Origin of the sequence: Paenibacillus lentimorbus NRRL B-30488 (assembly GCF_000411595.1) — a bacterium.
GTDB classification, from domain to species: domain Bacteria; phylum Bacillota; class Bacilli; order Bacillales; family Bacillaceae; genus Bacillus; species Bacillus velezensis.
This window is the reverse complement of the sequence record NZ_ANAT01000006.1, coordinates 478,008-499,212: the sequence shown is the minus strand read 5'-3', so window position 1 is coordinate 499,212 and position 21,205 is coordinate 478,008. Positions and strand designations below refer to the sequence as shown.

General features: G+C 47.0%; 18 protein-coding genes and 5 pseudogenes. 19 read left to right on the top strand and 4 right to left on the bottom strand.

Annotated elements, in window-relative coordinates; translation table 11 throughout:
• The first annotated feature begins 59 nt into the window (after positions 1-59).
• Positions 60-3,505, top strand: a pseudogene (gene pyc / locus D368_RS05085) (pyruvate carboxylase).
• Between the two features lie 97 nt (positions 3,506-3,602).
• On the opposite strand, the gene ctaA reads toward pyc, so the two are convergent.
• Positions 3,603-4,529 carry a heme A synthase CtaA gene (gene ctaA, locus D368_RS05080; protein ID WP_007611205.1) on the bottom strand — a complete coding sequence of 309 codons (927 nt, stop codon included), beginning with the start codon at positions 4,527-4,529 and terminating at the stop codon, positions 3,603-3,605.
• A gap of 343 nt (positions 4,530-4,872) precedes the next feature.
• Here ctaA and cyoE point away from each other — a divergent pair.
• From cyoE to ctaG, 6 genes and pseudogenes are all read left to right on the top strand, one after another.
• Positions 4,873-5,789, top strand: a pseudogene (cyoE, locus tag D368_RS05075) (heme o synthase).
• 217 nt (positions 5,790-6,006) lie between these two features.
• Complete coding sequence (gene coxB, locus D368_RS05070; RefSeq protein WP_003154484.1) at positions 6,007-7,077, top strand: cytochrome c oxidase subunit II; 1,071 nt, start codon at positions 6,007-6,009, stop codon at positions 7,075-7,077.
• A gap of 31 nt (positions 7,078-7,108) precedes the next feature.
• Positions 7,109-8,977 (top strand): cytochrome c oxidase subunit I, encoded by a 1,869-nt coding sequence (ctaD, locus tag D368_RS05065; protein WP_007611227.1) that lies wholly within the window; start codon positions 7,109-7,111, stop codon positions 8,975-8,977.
• Positions 8,977-9,599: pseudogene (gene ctaE / locus D368_RS05060) on the top strand (cytochrome c oxidase subunit III). The gene ctaD and the pseudogene ctaE overlap by 1 nt, the downstream one beginning before the upstream one ends.
• A 2-nt stretch (positions 9,600-9,601) precedes the next feature.
• Positions 9,602-9,934, top strand: a complete 333-nt coding sequence (ctaF, locus tag D368_RS05055; RefSeq protein WP_015388278.1) for a cytochrome c oxidase subunit IVB — start codon at positions 9,602-9,604, stop codon at positions 9,932-9,934.
• A 24-nt stretch (positions 9,935-9,958) separates the two neighbouring features.
• Positions 9,959-10,843, top strand: a complete 885-nt coding sequence (gene ctaG / locus D368_RS05050; RefSeq protein WP_003154480.1) for a cytochrome c oxidase assembly factor CtaG — start codon at positions 9,959-9,961, stop codon at positions 10,841-10,843.
• 33 nt (positions 10,844-10,876) lie between these two features.
• On the opposite strand, the gene D368_RS05045 is transcribed toward ctaG, so the two are convergent.
• On the bottom strand, positions 10,877-11,236 hold the full coding sequence (locus D368_RS05045) for a YugN family protein (RefSeq protein ID WP_007409688.1): 360 nt from the start codon (positions 11,234-11,236) through the stop codon (positions 10,877-10,879).
• A gap of 139 nt (positions 11,237-11,375) precedes the next feature.
• Between D368_RS05045 and D368_RS05040 the strand changes: the two genes are divergently transcribed.
• From D368_RS05040 to coaD, 9 genes and pseudogenes are all read left to right on the top strand, one after another.
• Entirely contained in the window at positions 11,376-11,819 is a 444-nt protein-coding gene (locus D368_RS05040; protein WP_003154478.1) for a CBS domain-containing protein, read from the top strand.
• A gap of 84 nt (positions 11,820-11,903) precedes the next feature.
• Positions 11,904-12,944 (top strand): CAP domain-containing protein, encoded by a 1,041-nt coding sequence (locus D368_RS05035; protein ID WP_003154477.1) that lies wholly within the window; start codon positions 11,904-11,906, stop codon positions 12,942-12,944.
• A gap of 164 nt (positions 12,945-13,108) precedes the next feature.
• Positions 13,109-13,519, top strand: coding sequence for a YlbD family protein (locus tag D368_RS05030; RefSeq protein ID WP_071391875.1), 411 nt, complete (start codon positions 13,109-13,111; stop codon positions 13,517-13,519).
• A 15-nt stretch (positions 13,520-13,534) separates the two neighbouring features.
• Positions 13,535-13,774 (top strand): YlbE-like family protein, encoded by a 240-nt coding sequence (locus D368_RS05025; protein ID WP_003154475.1) that lies wholly within the window; start codon positions 13,535-13,537, stop codon positions 13,772-13,774.
• A gap of 70 nt (positions 13,775-13,844) precedes the next feature.
• Positions 13,845-14,294 (top strand): regulatory iron-sulfur-containing complex subunit RicF, encoded by a 450-nt coding sequence (gene ricF, locus D368_RS05020; RefSeq protein WP_003154472.1) that lies wholly within the window; start codon positions 13,845-13,847, stop codon positions 14,292-14,294.
• A gap of 58 nt (positions 14,295-14,352) precedes the next feature.
• Positions 14,353-14,625 carry a YlbG family protein gene (locus D368_RS05015; RefSeq protein ID WP_071392581.1) on the top strand — a complete coding sequence of 91 codons (273 nt, stop codon included), beginning with the start codon at positions 14,353-14,355 and terminating at the stop codon, positions 14,623-14,625.
• A 90-nt stretch (positions 14,626-14,715) separates the two neighbouring features.
• Positions 14,716-14,925 carry a hypothetical protein gene (locus D368_RS05010; RefSeq protein ID WP_015388275.1) on the top strand — a complete coding sequence of 70 codons (210 nt, stop codon included), beginning with the start codon at positions 14,716-14,718 and terminating at the stop codon, positions 14,923-14,925.
• Positions 14,925-15,479: a 16S rRNA (guanine(966)-N(2))-methyltransferase RsmD gene (gene rsmD, locus D368_RS05005; protein WP_128574603.1), complete on the top strand. Its 555-nt coding sequence runs from the start codon at positions 14,925-14,927 to the stop codon at positions 15,477-15,479. Before D368_RS05010 ends, rsmD begins: the two co-directional genes overlap by 1 nt.
• Positions 15,480-15,483: 4 nt before the next feature.
• Positions 15,484-15,964: pseudogene (coaD, locus tag D368_RS05000) on the top strand (pantetheine-phosphate adenylyltransferase).
• An 18-nt stretch (positions 15,965-15,982) separates the two neighbouring features.
• Here coaD and ylbJ read toward each other — a convergent pair.
• Positions 15,983-17,207: pseudogene (gene ylbJ / locus D368_RS04995) on the bottom strand (sporulation integral membrane protein YlbJ).
• A 179-nt stretch (positions 17,208-17,386) separates the two neighbouring features.
• Here ylbJ and D368_RS04990 point away from each other — a divergent pair.
• The gene (locus D368_RS04990) at positions 17,387-18,166 is read left to right on the top strand and encodes a patatin family protein (RefSeq protein ID WP_015388274.1); all 780 of its coding nucleotides are present in this window, start codon (positions 17,387-17,389) and stop codon (positions 18,164-18,166) included.
• A 5-nt stretch (positions 18,167-18,171) separates the two neighbouring features.
• A complete protein-coding gene (locus tag D368_RS04985; protein ID WP_071391872.1) occupies positions 18,172-19,194 on the top strand; it encodes a SepM family pheromone-processing serine protease in 1,023 nt (340 codons plus the stop codon).
• Between the two features lie 18 nt (positions 19,195-19,212).
• Here the strand turns inward: D368_RS04985 and D368_RS04980 are convergent, their stop codons facing one another.
• The gene (locus D368_RS04980; RefSeq protein WP_128574602.1) at positions 19,213-20,460 is read right to left on the bottom strand and encodes a nucleotidyltransferase; all 1,248 of its coding nucleotides are present in this window, start codon (positions 20,458-20,460) and stop codon (positions 19,213-19,215) included.
• 207 nt (positions 20,461-20,667) lie between these two features.
• Between D368_RS04980 and D368_RS04975 the strand changes: the two genes are divergently transcribed.
• Positions 20,668-21,186 carry a YceD family protein gene (locus tag D368_RS04975; RefSeq protein ID WP_003154459.1) on the top strand — a complete coding sequence of 173 codons (519 nt, stop codon included), beginning with the start codon at positions 20,668-20,670 and terminating at the stop codon, positions 21,184-21,186.
• The last annotated feature ends 19 nt before the right edge of the window (positions 21,187-21,205 follow it).

Here is a 21,205-nt window from a genome sequence, read left to right as displayed (position 1 = left end):
CAGGGCGGATATTCCTTTATTATAAACTACATATTTATTAGGCCAAGGGGGAGAAAAGTTTGTCACAACAATCCATCCAAAAAGTGTTAGTAGCAAACAGGGGAGAAATTGCGATCCGGATTTTCCGGGCGTGCACAGAATTGAACATCAGAACGGTAGCCGTTTATTCAAAAGAAGATTCGGGCTCCTATCATCGCTATAAAGCGGATGAAGCTTATCTTGTAGGGGAAGGCAAAAAACCGATTGACGCGTATCTTGATATTGAAGGGATTATTGAGATCGCAAAAAGAAACGGCGTTGATGCCATTCATCCGGGCTACGGATTTCTCTCTGAAAATATCCAATTTGCGAGACGCTGTGAAGAAGAGGGCATCGTATTTATCGGACCGACGTCAGCGCATTTGGATATGTTCGGAGATAAGGTAAAGGCGAGGGAGCAGGCAGAAAAAGCCGGTATCCCCGTTATTCCGGGGAGTGACGGACCGGCTGAAACATTAAAAGATGTCGAACAATTCGCAAAAGTCCACGGATTTCCGTTTATTATTAAAGCATCGCTCGGAGGCGGAGGCCGCGGAATGAGAATCGTCCGAAGCGAAAGCGAATTGAAAGAATCGTTTGAGCGGGCCAAATCAGAAGCGAAAGCCGCATTCGGAAACGATGAAGTGTATGTTGAAAAACTGATCGAAAATCCTAAGCATATTGAAGTTCAGGTGATCGGAGATAAAGAAGGCAATGTCGTCCATCTGTATGAGCGGGACTGTTCCGTTCAGAGACGCCATCAAAAGGTCATTGAGGTGGCGCCGAGTGTATCTTTGCAGCCTGAATTAAGGGACGAAATCTGTGAAGCGGCTGTGGCGCTTGCGAAAAATGTCGGCTATATCAACGCGGGGACCGTGGAATTTCTCGTAGCGGGCGGTGAATTTTACTTTATTGAAGTGAACCCGCGCGTACAAGTGGAGCATACGATTACGGAAATGATAACGGGGGTTGATATCGTTCAGACGCAGATTCTCGTCGCGCAGGGCCACGGACTGCACAGCCGTGCCGTCAATATCCCAGAGCAGAAAGACATTTTTACAAACGGGTATGCGATACAATCACGTGTGACCACTGAAGATCCGCTGAATGACTTTATGCCTGACACGGGTAAAATTATGGCTTACCGCTCAGGCGGCGGCTTCGGCGTCCGCCTTGATACGGGAAACAGCTTCCAGGGCGCCGTCATCACGCCTTATTATGATTCACTGCTCGTCAAGCTGTCGACATGGGCGCTGACGTTTGAACAGGCATCAGCGAAAATGGTCCGCAACCTGCAGGAATTCAGGATCAGAGGCATTAAGACCAATATTCCGTTTCTTGAAAACGTGGCAAAGCATGAAAAATTCCTGACGGGCCAATACGACACATCGTTTATCGACACAACGCCTGAGCTGTTTGTTTTCCCAAAACAGAAGGACCGCGGAACAAAAATGCTTTCCTATATCGGAAATGTCACGGTGAACGGTTTTCCGGGAATCGGAAAAAAGAAAAACCTGCATTTGATAAGCCTCAGACCGTTACGTTAGATATCGGGGAAAAGCCGGCAAGCGGTACGAAACAGATCCTTGATGAAAGAGGCGCCGAGGGGCTTGCAGACTGGGTGAAAGAGCAAAAATCCGTGCTCCTGACCGATACAACGTTCAGGGATGCCCATCAGTCCCTGCTCGCAACACGGATCAGGTCCAATGATTTGAAAAAAATCGCGAATCCTACGGCTGCCCTGTGGCCTGAACTGTTCAGCCTTGAAATGTGGGGAGGCGCGACATTTGATGTAGCGTACCGTTTCTTAAAAGAAGACCCTTGGAAACGCCTTGAAGATCTTCGCAAGGAAGTGCCGAACACATTGTTCCAGATGCTCCTTCGTTCATCAAATGCCGTCGGTTATACAAACTATCCCGACAATGTCATCCAAAAATTTGTCCGGCAGTCAGCGGAGTCCGGTATTGACGTATTCCGGATCTTTGACAGCCTGAACTGGGTAAAAGGGATGACGCTGGCTATCGATGCCGTCCGTGAAACCGGAAAAGTGGCGGAGGCTGCGATTTGTTACACGGGAGATATTCTTGATAAGACCCGGACGAAATATGATTTGCAATATTATCTTTCTATGGCGAAAGAGCTTGAGGCGTCTGGTGCGCACATTCTCGGCATTAAAGACATGGCCGGTCTTTTGAAACCTCAAGCCGCATACGAACTTGTCTCAGCGCTGAAGGAAACGATTAATATTCCCGTTCATCTTCACACGCATGATACGAGCGGCAATGGCGTCTTTCTCTATGCCAAAGCTGTTGAAGCGGGTGTGGACATCGTGGATGTCGCCGTCAGCTCAATGGCGGGTCTGACTTCACAGCCGAGCGCAAGCGGATTTTATCATGCGCTTGAAGGAAACAGCCGCCGTCCTGAAATGGATGTCCGGCAGGTGGAAAGACTGTCACAATATTGGGAATCCGTCCGTCAGTATTACAGTGAATTTGAAAGCGGGATGAAGTCTCCGCATACTGAGATTTATAATCATGAAATGCCGGGCGGCCAGTACAGCAATCTGCAGCAGCAGGCAAAAGGAGTCGGCCTGGGCGATCGCTGGAATGAGGTGAAAGACATGTACAGCGTCGTCAACCGCATGTTCGGCGACGTCGTGAAAGTAACACCTTCTTCCAAAGTCGTCGGAGATATGGCGCTTTACATGGTGCAAAACAATTTAACAGAACAAGATGTTTATGATAAAGGCGAAACGCTTGATTTTCCGGATTCAGTCGTTGAGCTCTTTAAAGGGCAGATCGGCCAGCCGCACGGCGGATTTCCGGAAAAACTGCAAAAGCTCGTTCTGAAAGGACAGACGCCGATCACGGTAAGACCGGGTGAGCTGCTTGAACCGGTATCTTTTGAAGGCATTAAAGAAGAATGGAAAGAAACGCATCAGATGGAATTGAGTGATCAGGACGCAATCGCGTATGCTCTTTATCCGAAGGTGTTTACTGAATATGTTAAAACGGCTGAACGCTTCGGTGATATTTCCGTATTGGACACACCGACTTTCTTCTACGGCATGACACTCGGTGAAGAAATCGAAGTGGAAATCGAGCGCGGAAAAACGCTGATCGTGAAGCTTGTATCTATCGGTGAACCGCAGCCAGATGCAACACGTGTCGTTTATTTCGAATTGAACGGCCAGCCGCGCGAGGTGGTCATTAAAGATGAAAGCATTAAATCGTCCGTGCAGGAAAAATTAAAAGCAGATCGGACAAACCCAAGCCACATTGCGGCATCTATGCCGGGAACAGTCATTAAATTGTTAACGGAAACCGGTGCAAAGGTGAATAAAGGCGATCATCTGATGATTAATGAAGCGATGAAAATGGAGACGACGGTACAGGCGCCGTTCTCCGGGACGATACAGCAGATTCATGTGAAAAACGGTGAACCGATTCAGACAGGCGATTTACTGATCGAAATTGAAAAAGCGTAAAAAATGAACATAAAAAACCTGATCCGCCCCGTGTGCGATCAGGTTTTTTTATATGTGAAAAGGCCGAAGCTCTGATGCTTCGGCCTTTTCGTGTGCCTCAGATGTTCCGCTGTTTTGATTCATAGCGGAAGCGGGCGATTAATAATAAGAAATAGCATAAGACGCCGAACAGGCCGGCAATAAAGAGCGAATGGGCAAGTGCAAAGCCGGTGGCCATTTCTGAATAAACAACCATGATTCCGGACAGCGCCTGTAATACAACAAAGGCAAGAGCCGCTATCCAGCCCCCAAGAATCTGTTTTTGGTCTTTGTAGGAGCGCACCGCATGCGCAAAAGCGACAAGAATCCATACGAACAGAAGCAGCGCTGCCGTTCTGTGGCCCATCTGCACCCATTCCTGAAAATGGGACGGAAGCCCGTGATTCAGCCTGCTGCAAAGCGGAACGTCAGGGCAGGCAAGGCTTGATTTCGTATGGCGCACATAAGCCCCCGTATAAACGACGATATACGTGTAAATCGAAAGGCCGATCATATGAAACTGCATTTTCCTGCCGATTCTGAGCGGCTTGACGAGCTTTTTGTCTGATTTATCAGCTTCAAATATGAGCAGCGTCAAAATCAGAACAGAAGCGAAAGAAATTAGCGATATGCCGAAATGAAGCGCCATAACGAGCGCATTTGATCCGAAAACAACCGCTAATGCGCCGAGAAGCGCCTGTAAAAATAAAAAGATAATGGACATAATGGCGAGAAAGGTTGTTTCACGGAAAACAGGCGTGACTTTTCTCCATGCCCAAAAAGCCAGACTCAGCACGAGAACGATTGAGACACCGCTTGCGAGTCTGTGGCTCCATTCAATGATAGAAGCGGCGTTAAGCTCCGGGAAAAACCGGCCGTGGCAAAGCGGCCACTGCCTTCCGCATCCGAGACCCGATCCTGTTTTTGTGACAAGAGCGCCGCCGATCAGCACGACGAGCATAACGAATGTCGTCAGCACGCCGAGCGCTTTCAAAGCTTTATTCATTTTACATTCACCTTCTTAACAAACTGGACAAAATGATATACGTACCAAGTGTAAGCGAATATGTGTTTTGTGGCAATTCTCAATTCTGTTTGTTCACAAAAATATAATAGAATCAGGACTTCTTAGATAATGGGGTTGATTATTCCAGATGGGTCTGATAGAAATAAAGTAACCGCTTTATTATGAAACCGGCGGATTTGGTAAAATTCATAAAAAGTTCACAAATAAATTCCTGTTTCTCGTTTAATATTTAAGAGGATGTTTTTTTACAGGTCATTATCTTGTATGATAGAGTTGCAGGTCTTAAAAAACCTGCTTTAGGTTTGTAAGGGAGGTTTACGTTATGGCTAATTCCAGAATTTTAAACGATACAGCTATAGACGGACAGATTGAAGAGACGACGGCATGGAAGGATTTCCTTTCGCTTATCAAAATAGGAATCGTCAATTCGAATTTAATTACGACTTTTACCGGCATGTGGCTTGCGTTACATATATCCGGTCTGAGTTTTTTAGGCAATTTAAACACCGTGCTTCTTACATTAATAGGATCTTCTTTGATCATCGCCGGTTCTTGTGCGGTTAACAACTATTACGACCGTGATATTGATCATTTAATGGAACGCACGAAAGTAAGACCGACGGTAACTGGAAAGATTCAGCCGAATCAAGCGCTGTGGTCAGGAATTTTACTCATTGCTTTAGGACTTATCATGCTTTTGATGACCACCGTGATGGCAGCAGTCATCGGTTTTATCGGCGTGTTTACGTACGTTGTTCTTTATACAATGTGGACGAAACGCCGTTATACGATTAATACGGTTGTCGGAAGTGTATCAGGCGCCGTGCCGCCGTTAATCGGCTGGACAGCGGTTGAAGGGCACATCGGTGTTGTCGCGTGGGTTTTATTCATGATTTTATTCATCTGGCAGATTCCGCACTTTTTAGCGCTTGCGATTAAAAAGACGGAAGATTACAGAGCAGCGAATATTCCGATGCTTCCGGTAGTGCACGGCTTTGAAGTGACGAAAAGACAGATTATCGTCTGGGTCGCATGCCTGCTGCCGCTTCCGTTTTTCCTCGGCAGTCTCGGTCTTCCGATCGTCATTCTCGGCACTTTGCTTAATGTCGGATGGCTTGTTCTCGGACTGATGGGATTCCGCATGAAAACATCATGAAGTGGGCAACCCTTATGTTTGTCTATTCGCTTAACTACATGACCATTTATTTTGTAGCGATGGTGGTCTTCACGCTGTTTTAATTGAATAATGAGCTTGTTTGATCGCCAAAACAAACAATGACAACTAGTAAACGCCGCCTTGACCTTTTGTTTAATCAGGCGGCTTTGCTTTTATACATAGATGGAATTTTAAGTAAAAAATCTCATATTTTAAGAAATGAGGAAATGAAGTATTTCGGCTGGAAGCAGATTTACTGCTTGTGCATCTCGTACTGATTCAAAAAAGGGGTTGGGTGAAATGTTAAAGCGTTGGCGTCTTTTATCATTATTAGCCTTAGTGCCGCTTTTATTGAGCGGCTGTGGAAAACCGTTTCTGTCCACACTCAAGCCTGCCGGCGAAGTGGCTGATAAACAATATGATCTGACGGTGCTCAGCACACTTATCATGGTTGTCGTCGTTGCGGTCGTAGCAGTTATTTTCTTTTACGTCATTGTGAGATTCAGACGGTCGCGTATAGGGGAAGACACGATACCGAAACAGGTGGAGGGGAACCGTTTTTTAGAAATCACCTGGACCGTTATTCCGATCCTGCTTCTGATTATTCTTGTCATTCCGGTTGTCATCGATACATTGGCACTGGCGGATACGTCGCCGATGGATAAGAAAAACCGTAAAGCAGAGGATGCGCTCGTGATTAATGTAAGGGCGAATTTATACTGGTGGGAATTCGAGTATCCCGATTACGGGTTTGTGACAAGTCAGGAGCTGATCGTTCCCACAGATGAACGCGTCTATTTCAAGCTGAAGTCCTCAGATGTGAAACACTCTTTCTGGATTCCGTCAGCGGGGGGGAAAATCGATACGAATACGGATAATGACAATACTTTCTTTCTGACCTTCGATTCTAAACGCAGCAAAGAAGCGGGAGAATATTTCTTCGGGAAATGCGCAGAGCTGTGCGGGCCTTCACATGCGCTGATGGATTTCAAAGTGAAACCGCTGCCGTCAAAAGAATTTAAACAATGGACGAAAGCGATGAAAAATTATAAGCATACAACAGATTCCGGTTTAGCCGCGCAAGGAGAAGAGCTGTTTAAGGAAAAAAACTGCCTGAGCTGTCATGCGGTTGAGCCCAATGATAAACGGGCTGAAGCGGCAAGAACGGCTCCGAATCTCGCTACCTTCGGTGAACGGGTCAAAGTGGCCGGTATTAAGGATGCGAATAAAGAGAATATAAAAGCCTGGCTGAAAAATCCGGACAGCATTAAACCGGGCAATAAAATGACAGGCACTTATCCGAAGCTCTCGGACGCTGAAACGGATGCGCTGTATGAATATTTAAAAGGGCTGAAAGCGGAGAACAAGTGAGGACAGGGAGATATCAGGGGGGAGGTCGCAAATGATGAATACGCTTACAGGACAGCAAAGAAAAAGCTCTTTACTTTGGGATTATTTGACGACGGTTGACCATAAGAAAATCGCGATTTTATATATGATCGCCGGGGGATTTTTCTTCGTCGTCGGCGGACTTGAGGCCATGCTTATCAGGATTCAGCTCTTGAGGCCGGGGAACGATTTTATGGGTGCTCAGCAGTTTAATGAAATTATGACGATGCACGGCACGACAATGATCTTCCTGGCAGCGATGCCGCTGTTATTCGGGCTGATGAACGCGGTTGTGCCGCTGCAGATCGGGGCGCGTGACGTATCATTCCCATTTTTGAATGCGCTCGGATTTTGGCTGTTTTTCTTCGGAGGCATCTTTTTGAATCTGAGCTGGTTTTTAGGGGGCGCTCCTGATGCAGGCTGGACGTCGTACGCGTCGCTTGCGCTGAATTCGAAAGGGCACGGCATAGACTTTTTCGTGCTCGGCCTGCAAATATCAGGCTTAGGTACGCTCATTGCGGGGATCAATTTTCTCGCCACGATTATTAATATGAGGGCGCCGGGTTTGACGTATATGAGACTGCCGCTGTTTACGTGGACGACATTTGTGGCGTCGGCACTCATTTTATTCGCATTTCCTCCGCTCACCGTCGGTTTGGCGCTGATGATGCTGGATCGTTTGTTCGGAACGAATTTCTTTAATCCTGAATTGGGCGGCAATACGATTATCTGGGAGCATCTGTTTTGGATTTTCGGGCATCCGGAAGTATACATTTTAATTCTTCCCGCCTTTGGGATTTTTTCAGAAATTATTCCCGTATTTGCGAGGAAACGTCTGTTCGGTTATTCGTCTATGGTCTTTGCGATCGTGCTGATCGGCTTTCTCGGGTTCATGGTATGGGTTCACCACATGTTTACAACGGGACTCGGACCGATCGCTAATGCGATATTTGCGGTTGCGACGATGGCGATCGCGGTGCCTACCGGCATTAAAATTTTCAACTGGCTTTTGACCATCTGGGGAGGAAACGTCAAATTCACGACGCCTATGCTGTATGCCGTCGCCTTTATTCCCTCTTTCGTACTCGGAGGAGTCACGGGTGTCATGCTGGCGGCCGCAGCGGCAGATTATCAGTTCCACGATACGTATTTTGTCGTAGCGCATTTCCACTACGTCATTATCGGCGGCGTTGTGTTCGGCATCCTGGCGGGCGTGCATTTCTGGTGGCCGAAAATGTTCGGGAAGGTGCTTCATGAAACGATGGGGAAAATTTCGTTCGTCTTATTTTTTATCGGGTTTCATCTTACCTTCTTCATTCAGCATTTTCTCGGCTTGATGGGAATGCCGCGGCGCGTTTACACATATCTGCCCGGCCAGGGGCTTGATACCGGCAACCTGATCAGTTCAATCGGCGCGTTTTTCATGGCGGGCGCGGCTGCTTTACTCGTCGTCAATATTATTTATACCTCAATAAAGGGGAAATACGTCGGGAACGACCCGTGGCTGGACGGTCGTACGCTTGAATGGGCGGTCTCTTCGCCGCCGCCGGAATATAATTTTAAACAGCTTCCGTTTGTCCGGGGACTTGACCCGCTGTGGATTGAAAAGCAGGCCGGAAATGAAGGGATGGCGCCTGCAGAGCCTGTAGAGGACATTCATATGCCGAACGGCTCCATCATGCCGTTTATCATATCTTTCGGGCTGTTTGTCGCAGCGTTCGGGTTTTTATACCACTCCGATTATTCATGGGGGCTTCCGGTTATCTTCATAGGGCTCGGCATCACATTCTTTACCATGCTGCTTCGCTCTGTGGTCGATGATTACGGCTATCATATTCACAAAGAAGATCTGCCGAATGATGATAAAGGGGTGAAGGCGTAATGCAGCTGCAGGAAAAAATGACGGCTGAAACCTTTCCGGCTTCTCCTGAAAAAGCAACGCTGGAGGGGAAAAATAAGTTTTTGGGATTTTGGCTGTTTCTCGGCGGCGAAACGGTTCTGTTCGCCTCGCTATTTGCGACATTCCTTGCTTTACGGGAATCAAAAGCCGGAGGGCCGTCAACGGCTGAGATGTTTGAGCTGCCGATCGTGTTTATCGCGACGATGCTTCTTTTGACGAGCAGCTTAACGAGTGTGTATGCGATGTATCATATGAAAAATTTCTCCTTTAAAAAATGCAGGTGTGGCTTCTGGTTACCGTATTATTGGGAGCGGGATTTTTAGGGGTTGAAATCTATGAATTTATGCATTACACTCACGAATTCGGCTTTACCATTACAAGCTCTGCGCTCGGCTCAGCGTTTTATACGCTCGTCGGCACACACGGAGCACACGTGGCGTTCGGGCTGTTGTGGATCAGCGCGCTCATGATCCGGAATGCGAAAAGAGGGCTCAGCCTTTATAATGCGCCGAAATATTATGTGGCCAGCTTATATTGGCATTTTATCGATGTCGTGTGGGTCTTTATCTTTACCGTTGTATATTTGATGGGGATGGTGGGATAACGATGGACGATAACAAAAACAGAGGGACTGTCAGTACGGATCTCGAATATCGGAGAAGGAAAAATGCCGAGGAGATGAAATATCAGGTCATATCCTTCGGCTTGATGATCGGCCTTACGCTTGTCGCGTTTTTGACGGTGGCTGCAGACGGCATTGCCGGATGGTTTACGATGCCGTTTCTGATCCTGCTTGCGGTCATTCAGGTCATCTTTCAGCTGTTTTACTTTATGCATATGAGCCAGAAGGGGCATGAAGCGCCGTCATTATTTCTGTATTCGGGAATATTTGTCGCGTTTATCACCGTGCTTGCATTTGTCACGATTATTTGGTGGTAATCGGGGCGGCGGGGAGTGAGAGATTTGATTAATTTGGAAATGTTCGGGTTTCGCGCAATGTGGAGCCCGTATCTGTTTTGTATAACTGCCGTGATAACAGGTGTTTACTTTTACTGGTGCAGCCGGCATAAAGGACGTGTGGCCGTTAAGGAGAAGGTGCTGTTTGTGCTTTCCGCGCTATTTTTTTACGCGGCTGCGGGAAGTCCGGTTGATTTATTGGGCCATGTGATGTTCAGCGCCCATATGGCGCAGATGGCGGTTCTATTTTTAGTCGTACCGCCGCTGTTGATCTCCGGAATTCCCGGCTGGGCATGGAAAAAACTGATCTTCCGTCCTGTCGTAAAGCCGCTGTTTTCGTTTTTTTCAATGCCGCTTATCGCTTTAGTGCTGTTTAACGGTATTTTTTCGCTGTATCACATCCCGTTTATATTTGATTTCGTCAAAACGGATTCGCTGTATCACACGCTGATGAACGGACTCATCTTTGTAACGGCGTTTTTTATGTGGTGGCCGCTTGTGCATAAGGTGGACGGTCTGCCCCGTCTCAGCGGTTTAATGAAGCTGGGGTATATTATGGCAGACGGGATTTTGTTAACGCCGGCCTGCGCGCTCATTATGTTCAGCGGGGCGCCCATGTATGCCACGTATACAGATCCGGCGGCTTGGGCCGAAGCAATGAAGCTTTGCGTTCCTTTAGATTTGCTGGAGGAGATCCCTTTATCCGGACCGGAGATGTTTAACACGCTACCTCCTCTGGAAGATCAGCAGCTTGGGGCAGTGCTGATGAAAATCATTCAAGAGGCGGTCTACGGAATATATTTGGCTGTCATCTTTTTTCAGTGGGTCAGAACGGAACGGGAAAAAGATACGCTGTCAGAGCCGCCGTATATCGAGCATACCGTCTCATAAAAAAAGTACAGCAGAATATGCTGTACTTTTTTATTACATTTGCACTGTTTTTAATGACTCTTCCAATTCAAGCAGTAAAGCTTTGCTTTCAGCGACGACATGTTCCGGAAATTCTTCAGCGCTGCCGTATTCTACGCCGTGCGGATAATAATGCTTTCCTAAAAGAGGGGCCTTCAGCTGAATCACGGCCCGGCTGCCGCCGACATCGCCCTCTTTTGCCGTTCCTTGAATCCGCAGATAAAATGTCCCCTCAGGTACTGAAAACTTTTTGTCGTAAGTCACTCTTTCATAATCCCATTGTCCAGCCAGAATGAGCCCTTTACCTTCCATCAGATCATTCAAGCGGCTGAGCTCCGCTGTTACCCCTTCAAGACCGCTGTTTTCAAACTTCAAACCTTCCCCCTCCTTTTAAAAATGCCCTTTCCTGACAATCATAGTATGAAAGCGTTACACTTTCAATGATTCATACGGTGAAAGTATGCAAAAAGAAAAATTTGACGACAATAGTAGCAGAAAAAGGAGGAATTCCGCAATGACAAAGATCAATAAGCTCATGACGTCAGACTTGCAATATTGTACAGTATTAGATAATGTATATGAAGCTGCGGTGAAGATGAAAGACGCGGATGTCGGCGCCATTCCGATAGTGGATGAAGACGGCGCCACACTTGTCGGGATCGTGACAGACAGAGATCTCGTATTACGGGGAATTGCTTCAAAAAAGCCGAACTCTCAAAAAATAACCGACGCAATGACAGAGCGGGTTATCAGTGCAGAAGAAGACGCCTCTGTGGAGGAGGTGCTCCATTTGATGGCTGAACATCAGCTCAGAAGAATTCCCGTCACAAGGGATAAAAAACTGGTCGGCATTGTTACGCTCGGCGATCTTTCGTTGGCCGAGCAATCAAATGAGCAAGCAGGCCGGGCGCTGTCTGACATTTCTGAAGACGGAGGTCCGGAGGGGTTTATCCATTAAACATAAATCACGGACGATGCAAATAGGCTGTACTGTATAAGAGTACACAAAAACAGAACGGTTTGATGATATGGGGGTGAGAGGTTGAAAAATATCGCAAGGGCTCTCGTTATCCTTTTGCTTATTTACGGAGCGTATGTTCTGTTTATACAATATGGATCGGCTCCTCAGAAAAAGACCAATCAGGAGGAGCCTCAGGTTTCCAATGAAGAAGAGAGCGGAAAACGGCTGAAAATGCCGTCATCCGGACTGCTTTCTCTCATGGGGAAATCTGCCGCCGATGTGAAAAAGAAACTTGGGGAACCGTCTCGGAAAGATCCTTCTGCCTACGATTACGAGTGGTGGGTGTACAACCAGGGGAAAGACCAATACGTACAAGTCGGTATTTTGAATGATAAAGCCGTGACTTTATACGCTTCGGGAAGCGGCATCAACGCAAAACCGTTTAAGATCGGCGAATCGACGGGCGAAGTTTTTAAAACGACGCAGGTTTCTCCTTTTGTCAATGTGACTGACAAGGGAAACACGTATCGGTTTGAGTTTTCCGAAGAAGATATCAATACCCGTCCCACCGTCAAGATAGGCGGAATGTATGTTCAGCTGTACATGGACAAATTTGACGGGAATCTGTCAAGCATCAGGGCTTTTGATGCGGAAACGCTTGTGAAACAAAGGCCGTATGAGGTCATGTACAGAGGAAAGCTGACAGAACCCGAGCCAGTTTCTGATAAAAAATGGAACGACATTGAACGAGCGAGTGAACAGCAGATTCTCGACATTACAAATGTCATCCGCGTGAAACACGGACTGGCAAGGCTGAAATGGGACGAAGGCGCCGCGAAAGTGGCATTCGGCCACAGCAAGGACATGAAGGATAACAAGTATTTCTCTCACGTCTCAAAGAAATACGGGACTCTGAAGGACCGCTTGGAAAAAGGCGATGTGAAATACCGGGAGGCCGGTGAAAATATTGCCTACAACTATGTGGACGGTCCTGCAGCCGTGGAGGGCTGGCTGAACAGCGAAGGCCACAGGAAGGCGCTGTTAAGCCCGGATTATACGCACCTCGGTGTCGGCGTGGACCGGAAGTATTATACGCAAAACTTCATTAAGCCTTGGCAGTAAAAAACCGCAGAGGGACGCGTCCCCGCGGTTTTTTTATGTTTTTTTCGCGAGCGGCGCTCCTGCTGAAAAAAATATACCTGCTTTTTTTCGCAATTTAGGCGAACATTAAGGCGCATGAACCGATACATTATAGCAGGCAAAACTTTTCGGAGGGGGTGAGAATTGTGGCGAATCAGCAATCACGGCAATCAATCGATGATTTTAAACAATTCGTAAAAAAGCATCCCAAACTGATCCAAAATGTTCGCAAGGAACAAAGAAGCTGGCAGGAAGTCTATGAAAACTGGGTTCTTCTGGGCGAGGATGATCCGATGTGGGACCCTTTTAAAGACGAGGCCGTTCAGCCTTCTTCCGACGCGGAAACCAAACAGGAACCAGCTGAAAAGAACGATTTCGTTTCAAAAATGGTCACTGCCGTCAAAAAGATGGATATCAACCAAATGAATGAGCAGATCAATAAAATGAGCCAGTCCATTTCATCATTGCAAAGCCTTTTAAGCCAATTTTCGGGGAGCAGCACGAAGCAGCCCCGGCAAGGCTCCGGACAACATCCTTTTTCATTCAGAAAGGATTAAAGAAGGGGATCGTGTATGCGAAAAGAGGTTCAGGAATTCATATCCGCAGATGAGGAACGGAAACGGTTTATACGGCAGCGTCCCGTTTGGTACCGCAGACTTGCGAGAAAACCGGACGATCTCAATTCCTTTCAGCTTGACATGATGAATTTTTATGAAAAGACGATACCGCATCGGGTAAGTCAATTCTCAAACGGGATTCAAATGGCGCAGATGATGATGCAGATGGTACACGCCATGCGTTCGCAGGATTAAAAAGCGTTTAAACGCCGCATTTTCCAATTGGGTGGTTTCATGGTAAACTAGCAACTGGAGGTGCGTATTTATGTATGCAACAATTGAGTCCGTCAAGCTTCAAAGTGAAGCGGAGCAGCTTGCCGGCATGATTCTGCAGTCTGAGACGGCTGAAAATTACCGCGATTGTTACAAGCGTCTCCGTGAAGATGAAGAGGCAGGGCGGATCATTCGTTCTTTTATGAGCGTTAAAGAGCAGTATGAGGATGTGCAGCGCTTTGGCAAATACCATCCTGATTATAGAGAGATTTCCCGCAAAATGAGAGAAATGAAGCGGGAGCTCGATTTAAACGATAAGGTGGCCGAATTTAAAAAAGCGGAGACTGAGCTTCAGTCGCTGCTTGACGAGATCAGCATTGAACTCGGAACGGCCGTCTCGGAGCATGTAAAAGTGCCGACGGGGAATCCTTATTTTGACGGCCTGTCATCCTGCGGCGGCGGCTGCGGTTCCGGCGGCGGCTGCGGATGCAAAGTTTCCTGACGAGACGGCCGTCTCGTCTTTTACATAAAATGAACAGAAAGTCAGGCGGGTGATCATGATGGAAAATAAGCGCCAAGGCATAATCGTATATCTGCATTCCTTAAAACACAGCAAAATGCTGAGAAAATTCGGCAACGTTCATTATGTTTCCAAGCGGCTGAAATACGTTGTGCTGTATTGCGATATGGACCTGGTCGAAAAAACAGTGGAAAAGATTTCTTCTTATTCTTATGTGAAGAAGGTAGAGCCTTCTTATAAACCTTTTTTAAAGCTGGAATTTGAATCAAAGCTTGATAAAGCGAAAGAGTACGATTATAAAGTCGGTATATAAAAAAATCCCCGCAGATACCTGCGGGGTCCTTCTATTCCTTAACAAGTTAAGGAGAAGGAAAAGGGAGAGGAGAAACCGGAGGAAGAACTTATGGGGAAACGTAAGTCTTCTCCGCGGTTGGCAACAACATCATTCATTGATGCTGTTACACGTAGTCTTGACAGGAATGTGAATATGTATACACGTTTTTCACGTTCATTGTTTGAAAGAATGCTTTATGATAAGATAGGGATTGTTTTTATACATAACGGCTCAGCCGATGAGAAACATCAAAGTTTTCAGAAAAAGTGGTGTGAATAATGAGAGTGATTTCCGGTTCAAGAAAAGGACGAGCCTTAAAGGCGGTGCCGGGCACATCAACAAGGCCGACGACGGATAAAGTAAAAGAGTCTATTTTTAATATGATCGGCCCGTATTTTGACGGAGGAACAGGGCTGGATTTGTTTGCGGGGAGCGGCGGTCTCGGGATTGAAGCGCTGTCGCGCGGATTTGACCGCTGTATCTTTGTGGACCGTGATTTCAAAGCCATCCAAACGGTAAAAGCGAATATCAAAGCGCTCGATCTGCTGTCTTCATCGGAAGTATACCGCAATGATGCAGAGCGGGCCCTCTATGCCGCGGCGAAACGGGAAAAAGGTTTTGACGGAATTTTCTTAGATCCTCCGTATAAGGAACAAAAGCTGAAAGCGCTTATCGAAATGATTGATGAGCAGAACATGCTGAATGAAGACGGTTTTGTCGTAGCCGAGCATGATAAAGCCGTTGCGCTTCCTGAAGCCGTCGGCGCGCTTTCTGTAACAAGAAGGGAAATTTACGGGCTTACAGGAGTGACGATATACCGAAATAGGGGGTAATGATGTGGCAAGTATAGCTGTATGTCCCGGAAGTTTTGATCCCGTCACCTACGGACATCTGGACATTATCAGACGGGGGGCAAACGTGTTTGAGCATGTGTACGTATGCGTGCTCAATAATTCTTCTAAGCAGCCGCTGTTTACAGTCGAGGAACGCTGTGAGCTGTTAAGAGAAGTGACAAAAGACATTCCGAATATTACGGTCGAGACGTCACAGGGACTGTTAATCGACTATACGAAAAAAAGCGGGCGAAAGCGATTATCAGAGGGCTCAGAGCCGTTTCTGACTTCGAATATGAGATGCAGGGGACTTCCGTCAACCGTGTGCTTGACGAATCAATAGAAACTTTTTTTATGATGACGAACAATCAGTACTCTTTTTAAGTTCAAGCATCGTAAAAGAAGTCGCAAAATATAACGGGCCTGTTTCAGAGTTTGTTCCTCCGGAAGTTGAACAGGCGCTGAAGCAGAAATTTAAAGGATGAGAAGCGCTGATCGGCGTCTCATCCTTTTTTTGTCCGTGCTGACAGCCTGTAACAATAAATCAATGCGTATACGGCGAGAGCTGTCAGCGTGATGGCGGGCCCGGTTTCAACAAGTGTATTCCATCCGCTGACGGCAGCAGATCCCGCGTCCTGATCGCGGAAAGGGAGGAATACGGACTGGTAAGGTTCGTCCAATGCAAGGTAAAGCGGCTTCCACAGTAAGAGAATAAAGAGTGCGGCATAAATGCCCTGAAGGATACGCGCCGCGAAAAACGGTTTAAAGCGGATATCTGTTTCCGATAAAATGCCGGCTACCTGGGCCTGTACGGAAAGGCCGCTGAACCCGAGAATAAAACTCACAATCATGGCTTTCGGCAGCAAGGCGGCATCAGCTTCACTGACCAGCTTGCTCCCAAGTGTAATTTCAAACATTCCGCTGATAAGAGGGATGTCCAGATTTGCCGGAAGATGAAAAAGGGAAAGCAGCGCGTTTGTAAATACAGAAAGCACATCCATGACTTGTACGATTGATAATAACCGGCTGAAAACCGAAAACAATATAATAAAACCGCCCACCATCAGCAAGGTTTGTACAGAAGAGGTGACGGCGTCGCCCAGAATTTTTCCGAGCGGCCGCTTTTCCGAAAGCCGCGCCTTGTGGAGGGCCAGAAATGCTTCCTTCAGAGAAGGGAGAGCGATCGTCTTTTTACCGGTATACGCCGCTTCTTCTTTCCGTCCGTATGAACGCATCGTCAGGCCGACGGCGATGTTTCCGAGATAGTGAGCCGATGCCAGCAGAATGCCGAGAGACGCGTTATGAAAAAAGCCGACCGCCACAGCAGCGAATATAAATAACGGATTGGATGAATTGGTAAAAGAGACGAGGCGTTCAGCCTCTACTCTGGAGATTTGTTTATCCTGGCGCAGCCGTGCAGTCAGCTTCGCGCCGGCCGGATTGCCTGAAGCCATGCCCATAGCCAGTACAAATCCGCCGACCCCCGGCACTCTGAAAATGGGACGCATAAAGGGTTCGAGTAAAAGGCCGACAAATTTGACAATGCCGAATCCGATTAAAAGCTCAGATAGAATAAAAACGGAAGCAATGAAGGAAAACGACCTCCCACCACATGGAAAGACCGGTTTTGGAGGCTTCGAATGAGGCCTGAGGGTGTGAAATAACCGTCGCCGTCAAAAAAATGAAAAACAATGAAATCAAAAATGTATGAAACTTAGACAAATTCATTCTTACCTCCCCGATGCTAAAATTGCACACTGGCATTTATATCATGATAAAATATAGAACAGACCTTAAAGGCGGCCGGGCAAGTACCTATTTGTCATCCTGTACTAATATACGAGCATAGGGGTTCAATTTAGACCATAGAATTCATGTATAGGATGTCTATTAGGGGGTTCGTCGCGTTGGCCAAACCTACAATCGGGTTAGCGTTAGGTTCGGGAGGGGCAAGAGGCATCGCTCATCTCGGAGTGTTATCCAGTTTACATAAGCATCAGATTCCAATTGATATGATTGCCGGCAGCAGCATGGGAGCATTAGTCGGAAGCTTTTATGCGGCCGGGCATGACGTGGCTACGATGAAAAAAGTCGCCAAAGCATTTAAGCGGCGGGTGTACGCGGATTATACGATGCCGAGGCTCGGATTTTTAAAAGGAGACCGCATCAGGCAGCTTGTTCATGCCTATACGTACGGCAAGCCGATAGAAGAACTGCGGATCCCGCTCGGCATCGTGGCCTGCGACCTTCAGACCGGCGAAAAACTCGTTTTTACGAAAGGTTCAGTGTCCGAAGCCGTCCGCGCGAGCATCAGCATACCGGGCGTTTTCGTCCCGCAAAAAATGAACGGACGTATGTTAGTCGACGGCGCGGTGGTTGACAGAATCCCGGTTTCCGCCGTAAAAGATATGGGTGCTGATATCGTCATCGCCTCTGACGTATCCCGGGTGAAAAAAACGGAAAAAGCGGCACATATTTTTGATGTAATCATGCAAAGTATGGATATACTGCAAAATGAATTGGTCCGTCACCAGACCATTGCCGCAGACGTCATGATCCGCCCTTCTCTTGAATCATTCAGCTCAAGTTCTTTTGCCAACATTGATCATATGATCACAGCGGGCGAAGAAGCCGCAGACCGGATGATCGGCCGGATTAAACAAGAAATAGAGAACTGGGAGGGCTAACTCATATGAAAGCAAAACATTTTCGCTGGGTGTTTATCATCCTGATCTTATTAATTGCTGTTACATTTATTAAGCTTCCGTATTACATTACACAGCCGGGAGAAGCATCAGAGCTGAGACCGCTGATTAAGGTGGACGGAGGCTATCCTGAAAAAGGAAGCCTTTCCTTGATGACTGTCAAAGTAGGCCCCGCCAATCCGTATACATATCTTTGGGCGAAAGTGCATCCTTACGATGAAATCGTCCCTGATGAAAGCATAAAAGAAGAGGGCGAATCGGACTCGGATTATATGAAGCGCCAGCTGCAAATGATGAAAAGCTCCCAAGAAAACGCGGTCATTGCCGCTTATCAAAAAGCCGGGAAACAGGTGAAATACTCATTTAACGGGATTTTCGCCAGCTCAGTCGTCTCTGACATGCCGGCAAAAGGAAAAATAGAGGTCGGTGATAAAATCATCAGCGCGGACGGGAAAACATACGAATCCGCTGAAAAGCTGATTGATTATATCAGCAGCAAAAAAGCGGGGGAGAAAGTAACGTTTCACATTGAACGGGACACGAAAGAAAAGACCGTTGACATTGTGCTGAAATCATTCCCGGAAGACCCGAAAAGAGCGGGAATCGGCGTCGCGTTATATACGGATCGGAACGTGAAAGTAAAGCCGGATCTCCATTTCAGCATTGAAAACATCGGCGGGCCTTCTGCGGGTCTCATGATGTCTTTAGAAATTTACAACCAGCTGACAAAACCTGACGAAACAAAAGGCTATAATATAGCCGGAACGGGGACAATCGACGTGGACGGCAAGGTCGGACCGATCGGCGGAATCGATCAGAAAGTCGTCGCCGCAGACAAAGCGGGAAAAGATATTTTCTTTGCGCCGAATCAAAACGGAGCTGAAAATTCTGATTACAAAAATGCGGTAAAAACGGCGAAAGCAATCAAGTCCGATATGAAGATCGTCCCTGTCGACACCATGCAGGACGCACTTGACTATTTGGATCAGCTGAAAGTAAAAAGCACCTGATACAGGCAGGTGCTTTTTTTACGCATTCAAAAAACGCTTTTCGTCTTCATCATAGCGGATCGGCGCTTGTGAAAATTCCTGTTTCTCAAACAATGTGCGTTCAGGTTCTTTTATCGGCAGGCTGTAAACTCGTCCCGCCAGTATGTCCAGATCCAGAGCGGGATGAGAGAAAGAAGAGAGCTTGCTGACGAGAGGTGCGGTAAGCTCTTTTTTCTTTGCCGACAGGTACCCCTGTCCTTTTTTCGTCATTCCGAGAAGACGGATATAAGGAGCGCTTGAAGGCTGTAAAAGCCGATGCATGTCTTCCTTTTTCGTCCGTGTCAGAATGTGCGTGTTCATCCGCTGCAGCCTCGTCCACGTGTATCGTTTTGTTTTCAATCGTTCCATCATTTCGCGATAGGATCGGGCTTGTCTGATGGTGCGCAAAATTCTGTGCTCAAGGCCTTCTTCCACTTCGTAGATTCGGCTCAATTCTTCAGCGGACAGAGTGCTGACGCTGTATTTTACATATGAAAAATAGTCTTCCGTGCTGTGCCATATCCCGTATGAATTTCTGTAAGCCTCCAGCTCACGCGCAGACGCTTCCGGGAGAAAGCTCCTTGCGGCCGCCGTTCCTTTTTCTATCAGCGCTTTTCGGATGCTTGTTGCGCTGGCTATCCGGCTGTTATCTCCGGGAAGCTCGTCGTCATGATACTGGGAAGCGATTCTGGCTGTCGTATAAGGCTTCATAGCGGAACCGAAGGCGTGTATCGCTCTAACGTAGTGAAAACCGAGAATATTGTTCGGCTTGGACAAATCGAGCATGTCCCGCCCTTTGAATATGTGTGAAAAAGCTTTTGAGGCGGCGGCCGGATAGCTGAGACCCTTTTTCAGCTCCTCTTTCAGAATCAGGCTGCAGTCATCTTCCTTTCGGCTGAACGCTTCAGACGCTTCAATAAAGGGTTCGATCCGCCCGTTTTCGCTGCCGAAAAACAAGCTGCTGCATCCTAAATGATGAAGAAGCGAAACGCTGCCGCGCGCGAATAATTCCGCTTTTTGTACGGCATATATATAAGGGAGCTCAATGACGATATCTACGCCGTTTTCCAGCGCCATTTTTGTCCGGGCCCACTTTGAGACGGCGGCCGGTTCCCCGCGCTGCAAAAAAGGGCCGCTCATCACCGCCGCTGCCACGCTGCTGTCCGTTTTGATTTTTGCTTGTTCCGCATGATAGCGGTGTCCGTTATGAAAGGGATTATATTCAACAACCAGGCCGACTGCTTTCATATTTGTCCCGCCTTTCTTGCTATGTTTTGCTTCGTGTGGTACATTTGCAAATGAAGTGCATATTTTAGTCCGTTTCGTTTAGTGTATGCATAGCCTATCCGGCTGTCAACGATTGCATGACGGCGGCATTATGCTGTAAAGAAAAATATTGACAAAAACATTCTGAAAAGCTATAATCATGTTTGTTGCTTTCCTGAGGTGATACAAATGAAATGGACGATTTATCAGCTTCATCAAATGGCGAAAAAGAGCTTTGAATTTGATGAAACAGTTGAGTTAAATGAGCTGACAAAATTGAATTCTGACATCCGCCGCATTTCTCCCGTCCGGGTGAAGGGCCGCGCGGAGATTGAATCCAAGCAAGTTTCGTTTGACTTTACGATTTCAGGCGAAATGGTTTTGCCGTGCTCAAGAACTTTAGTTGATGTGCCGTATCCATTTACAATCGCGACAAAAGAACTGTTTAGATTTCATAAGTCGGATGATATAGAAGATGAGGACGTTCATATTGCTGAAGACGATATCGTCGACTTAACTCCGATCGTAAAAGAAGAGATTCTTTTAGAAATTCCTATGCAAGTCTTTTGTGAAACTGAACAAAAAGAAGGAGCCGCTCCCCAAGTGGGGAAGGATTGGCAAGTGATTTCTGAGGAAGACAAGAAAAATCAAATCGACCCCAGACTTGCGGATCTGAAAAAGCTCTTAACACAAGATGATGAATCTTAACTCTTTAAGGAGGTGGGAA

What these genes read in the sequence shown, in the direction of transcription:
- ctaA (WP_007611205.1), bottom strand. Translation starts at nt 4,529, where the DNA reads ATGAATAAAGCTTTGAAAGCGCTCGGCGTGCTGACGACATTCGTTATG.
- coxB (WP_003154484.1), top strand. Translation starts at nt 6,007, where the DNA reads ATGTTAAAGCGTTGGCGTCTTTTATCATTATTAGCCTTAGTGCCGCTT.
- ctaD (WP_007611227.1), top strand. Translation starts at nt 7,109, where the DNA reads ATGATGAATACGCTTACAGGACAGCAAAGAAAAAGCTCTTTACTTTGG.
- ctaF (WP_015388278.1), top strand. Translation starts at nt 9,602, where the DNA reads ATGGACGATAACAAAAACAGAGGGACTGTCAGTACGGATCTCGAATAT.
- D368_RS05040 (WP_003154478.1), top strand. Translation starts at nt 11,376, where the DNA reads ATGACAAAGATCAATAAGCTCATGACGTCAGACTTGCAATATTGTACA.
- D368_RS05025 (WP_003154475.1), top strand. Translation starts at nt 13,535, where the DNA reads ATGCGAAAAGAGGTTCAGGAATTCATATCCGCAGATGAGGAACGGAAA.
- ricF (WP_003154472.1), top strand. Translation starts at nt 13,845, where the DNA reads ATGTATGCAACAATTGAGTCCGTCAAGCTTCAAAGTGAAGCGGAGCAG.
- D368_RS05015 (WP_071392581.1), top strand. Translation starts at nt 14,353, where the DNA reads ATGGAAAATAAGCGCCAAGGCATAATCGTATATCTGCATTCCTTAAAA.
- D368_RS05010 (WP_015388275.1), top strand. Translation starts at nt 14,716, where the DNA reads ATGGGGAAACGTAAGTCTTCTCCGCGGTTGGCAACAACATCATTCATT.
- rsmD (WP_128574603.1), top strand. Translation starts at nt 14,925, where the DNA reads ATGAGAGTGATTTCCGGTTCAAGAAAAGGACGAGCCTTAAAGGCGGTG.
- D368_RS04985 (WP_071391872.1), top strand. Translation starts at nt 18,172, where the DNA reads ATGAAAGCAAAACATTTTCGCTGGGTGTTTATCATCCTGATCTTATTA.
- D368_RS04980 (WP_128574602.1), bottom strand. Translation starts at nt 20,460, where the DNA reads ATGAAAGCAGTCGGCCTGGTTGTTGAATATAATCCCTTTCATAACGGA.
- D368_RS04975 (WP_003154459.1), top strand. Translation starts at nt 20,668, where the DNA reads ATGAAATGGACGATTTATCAGCTTCATCAAATGGCGAAAAAGAGCTTT.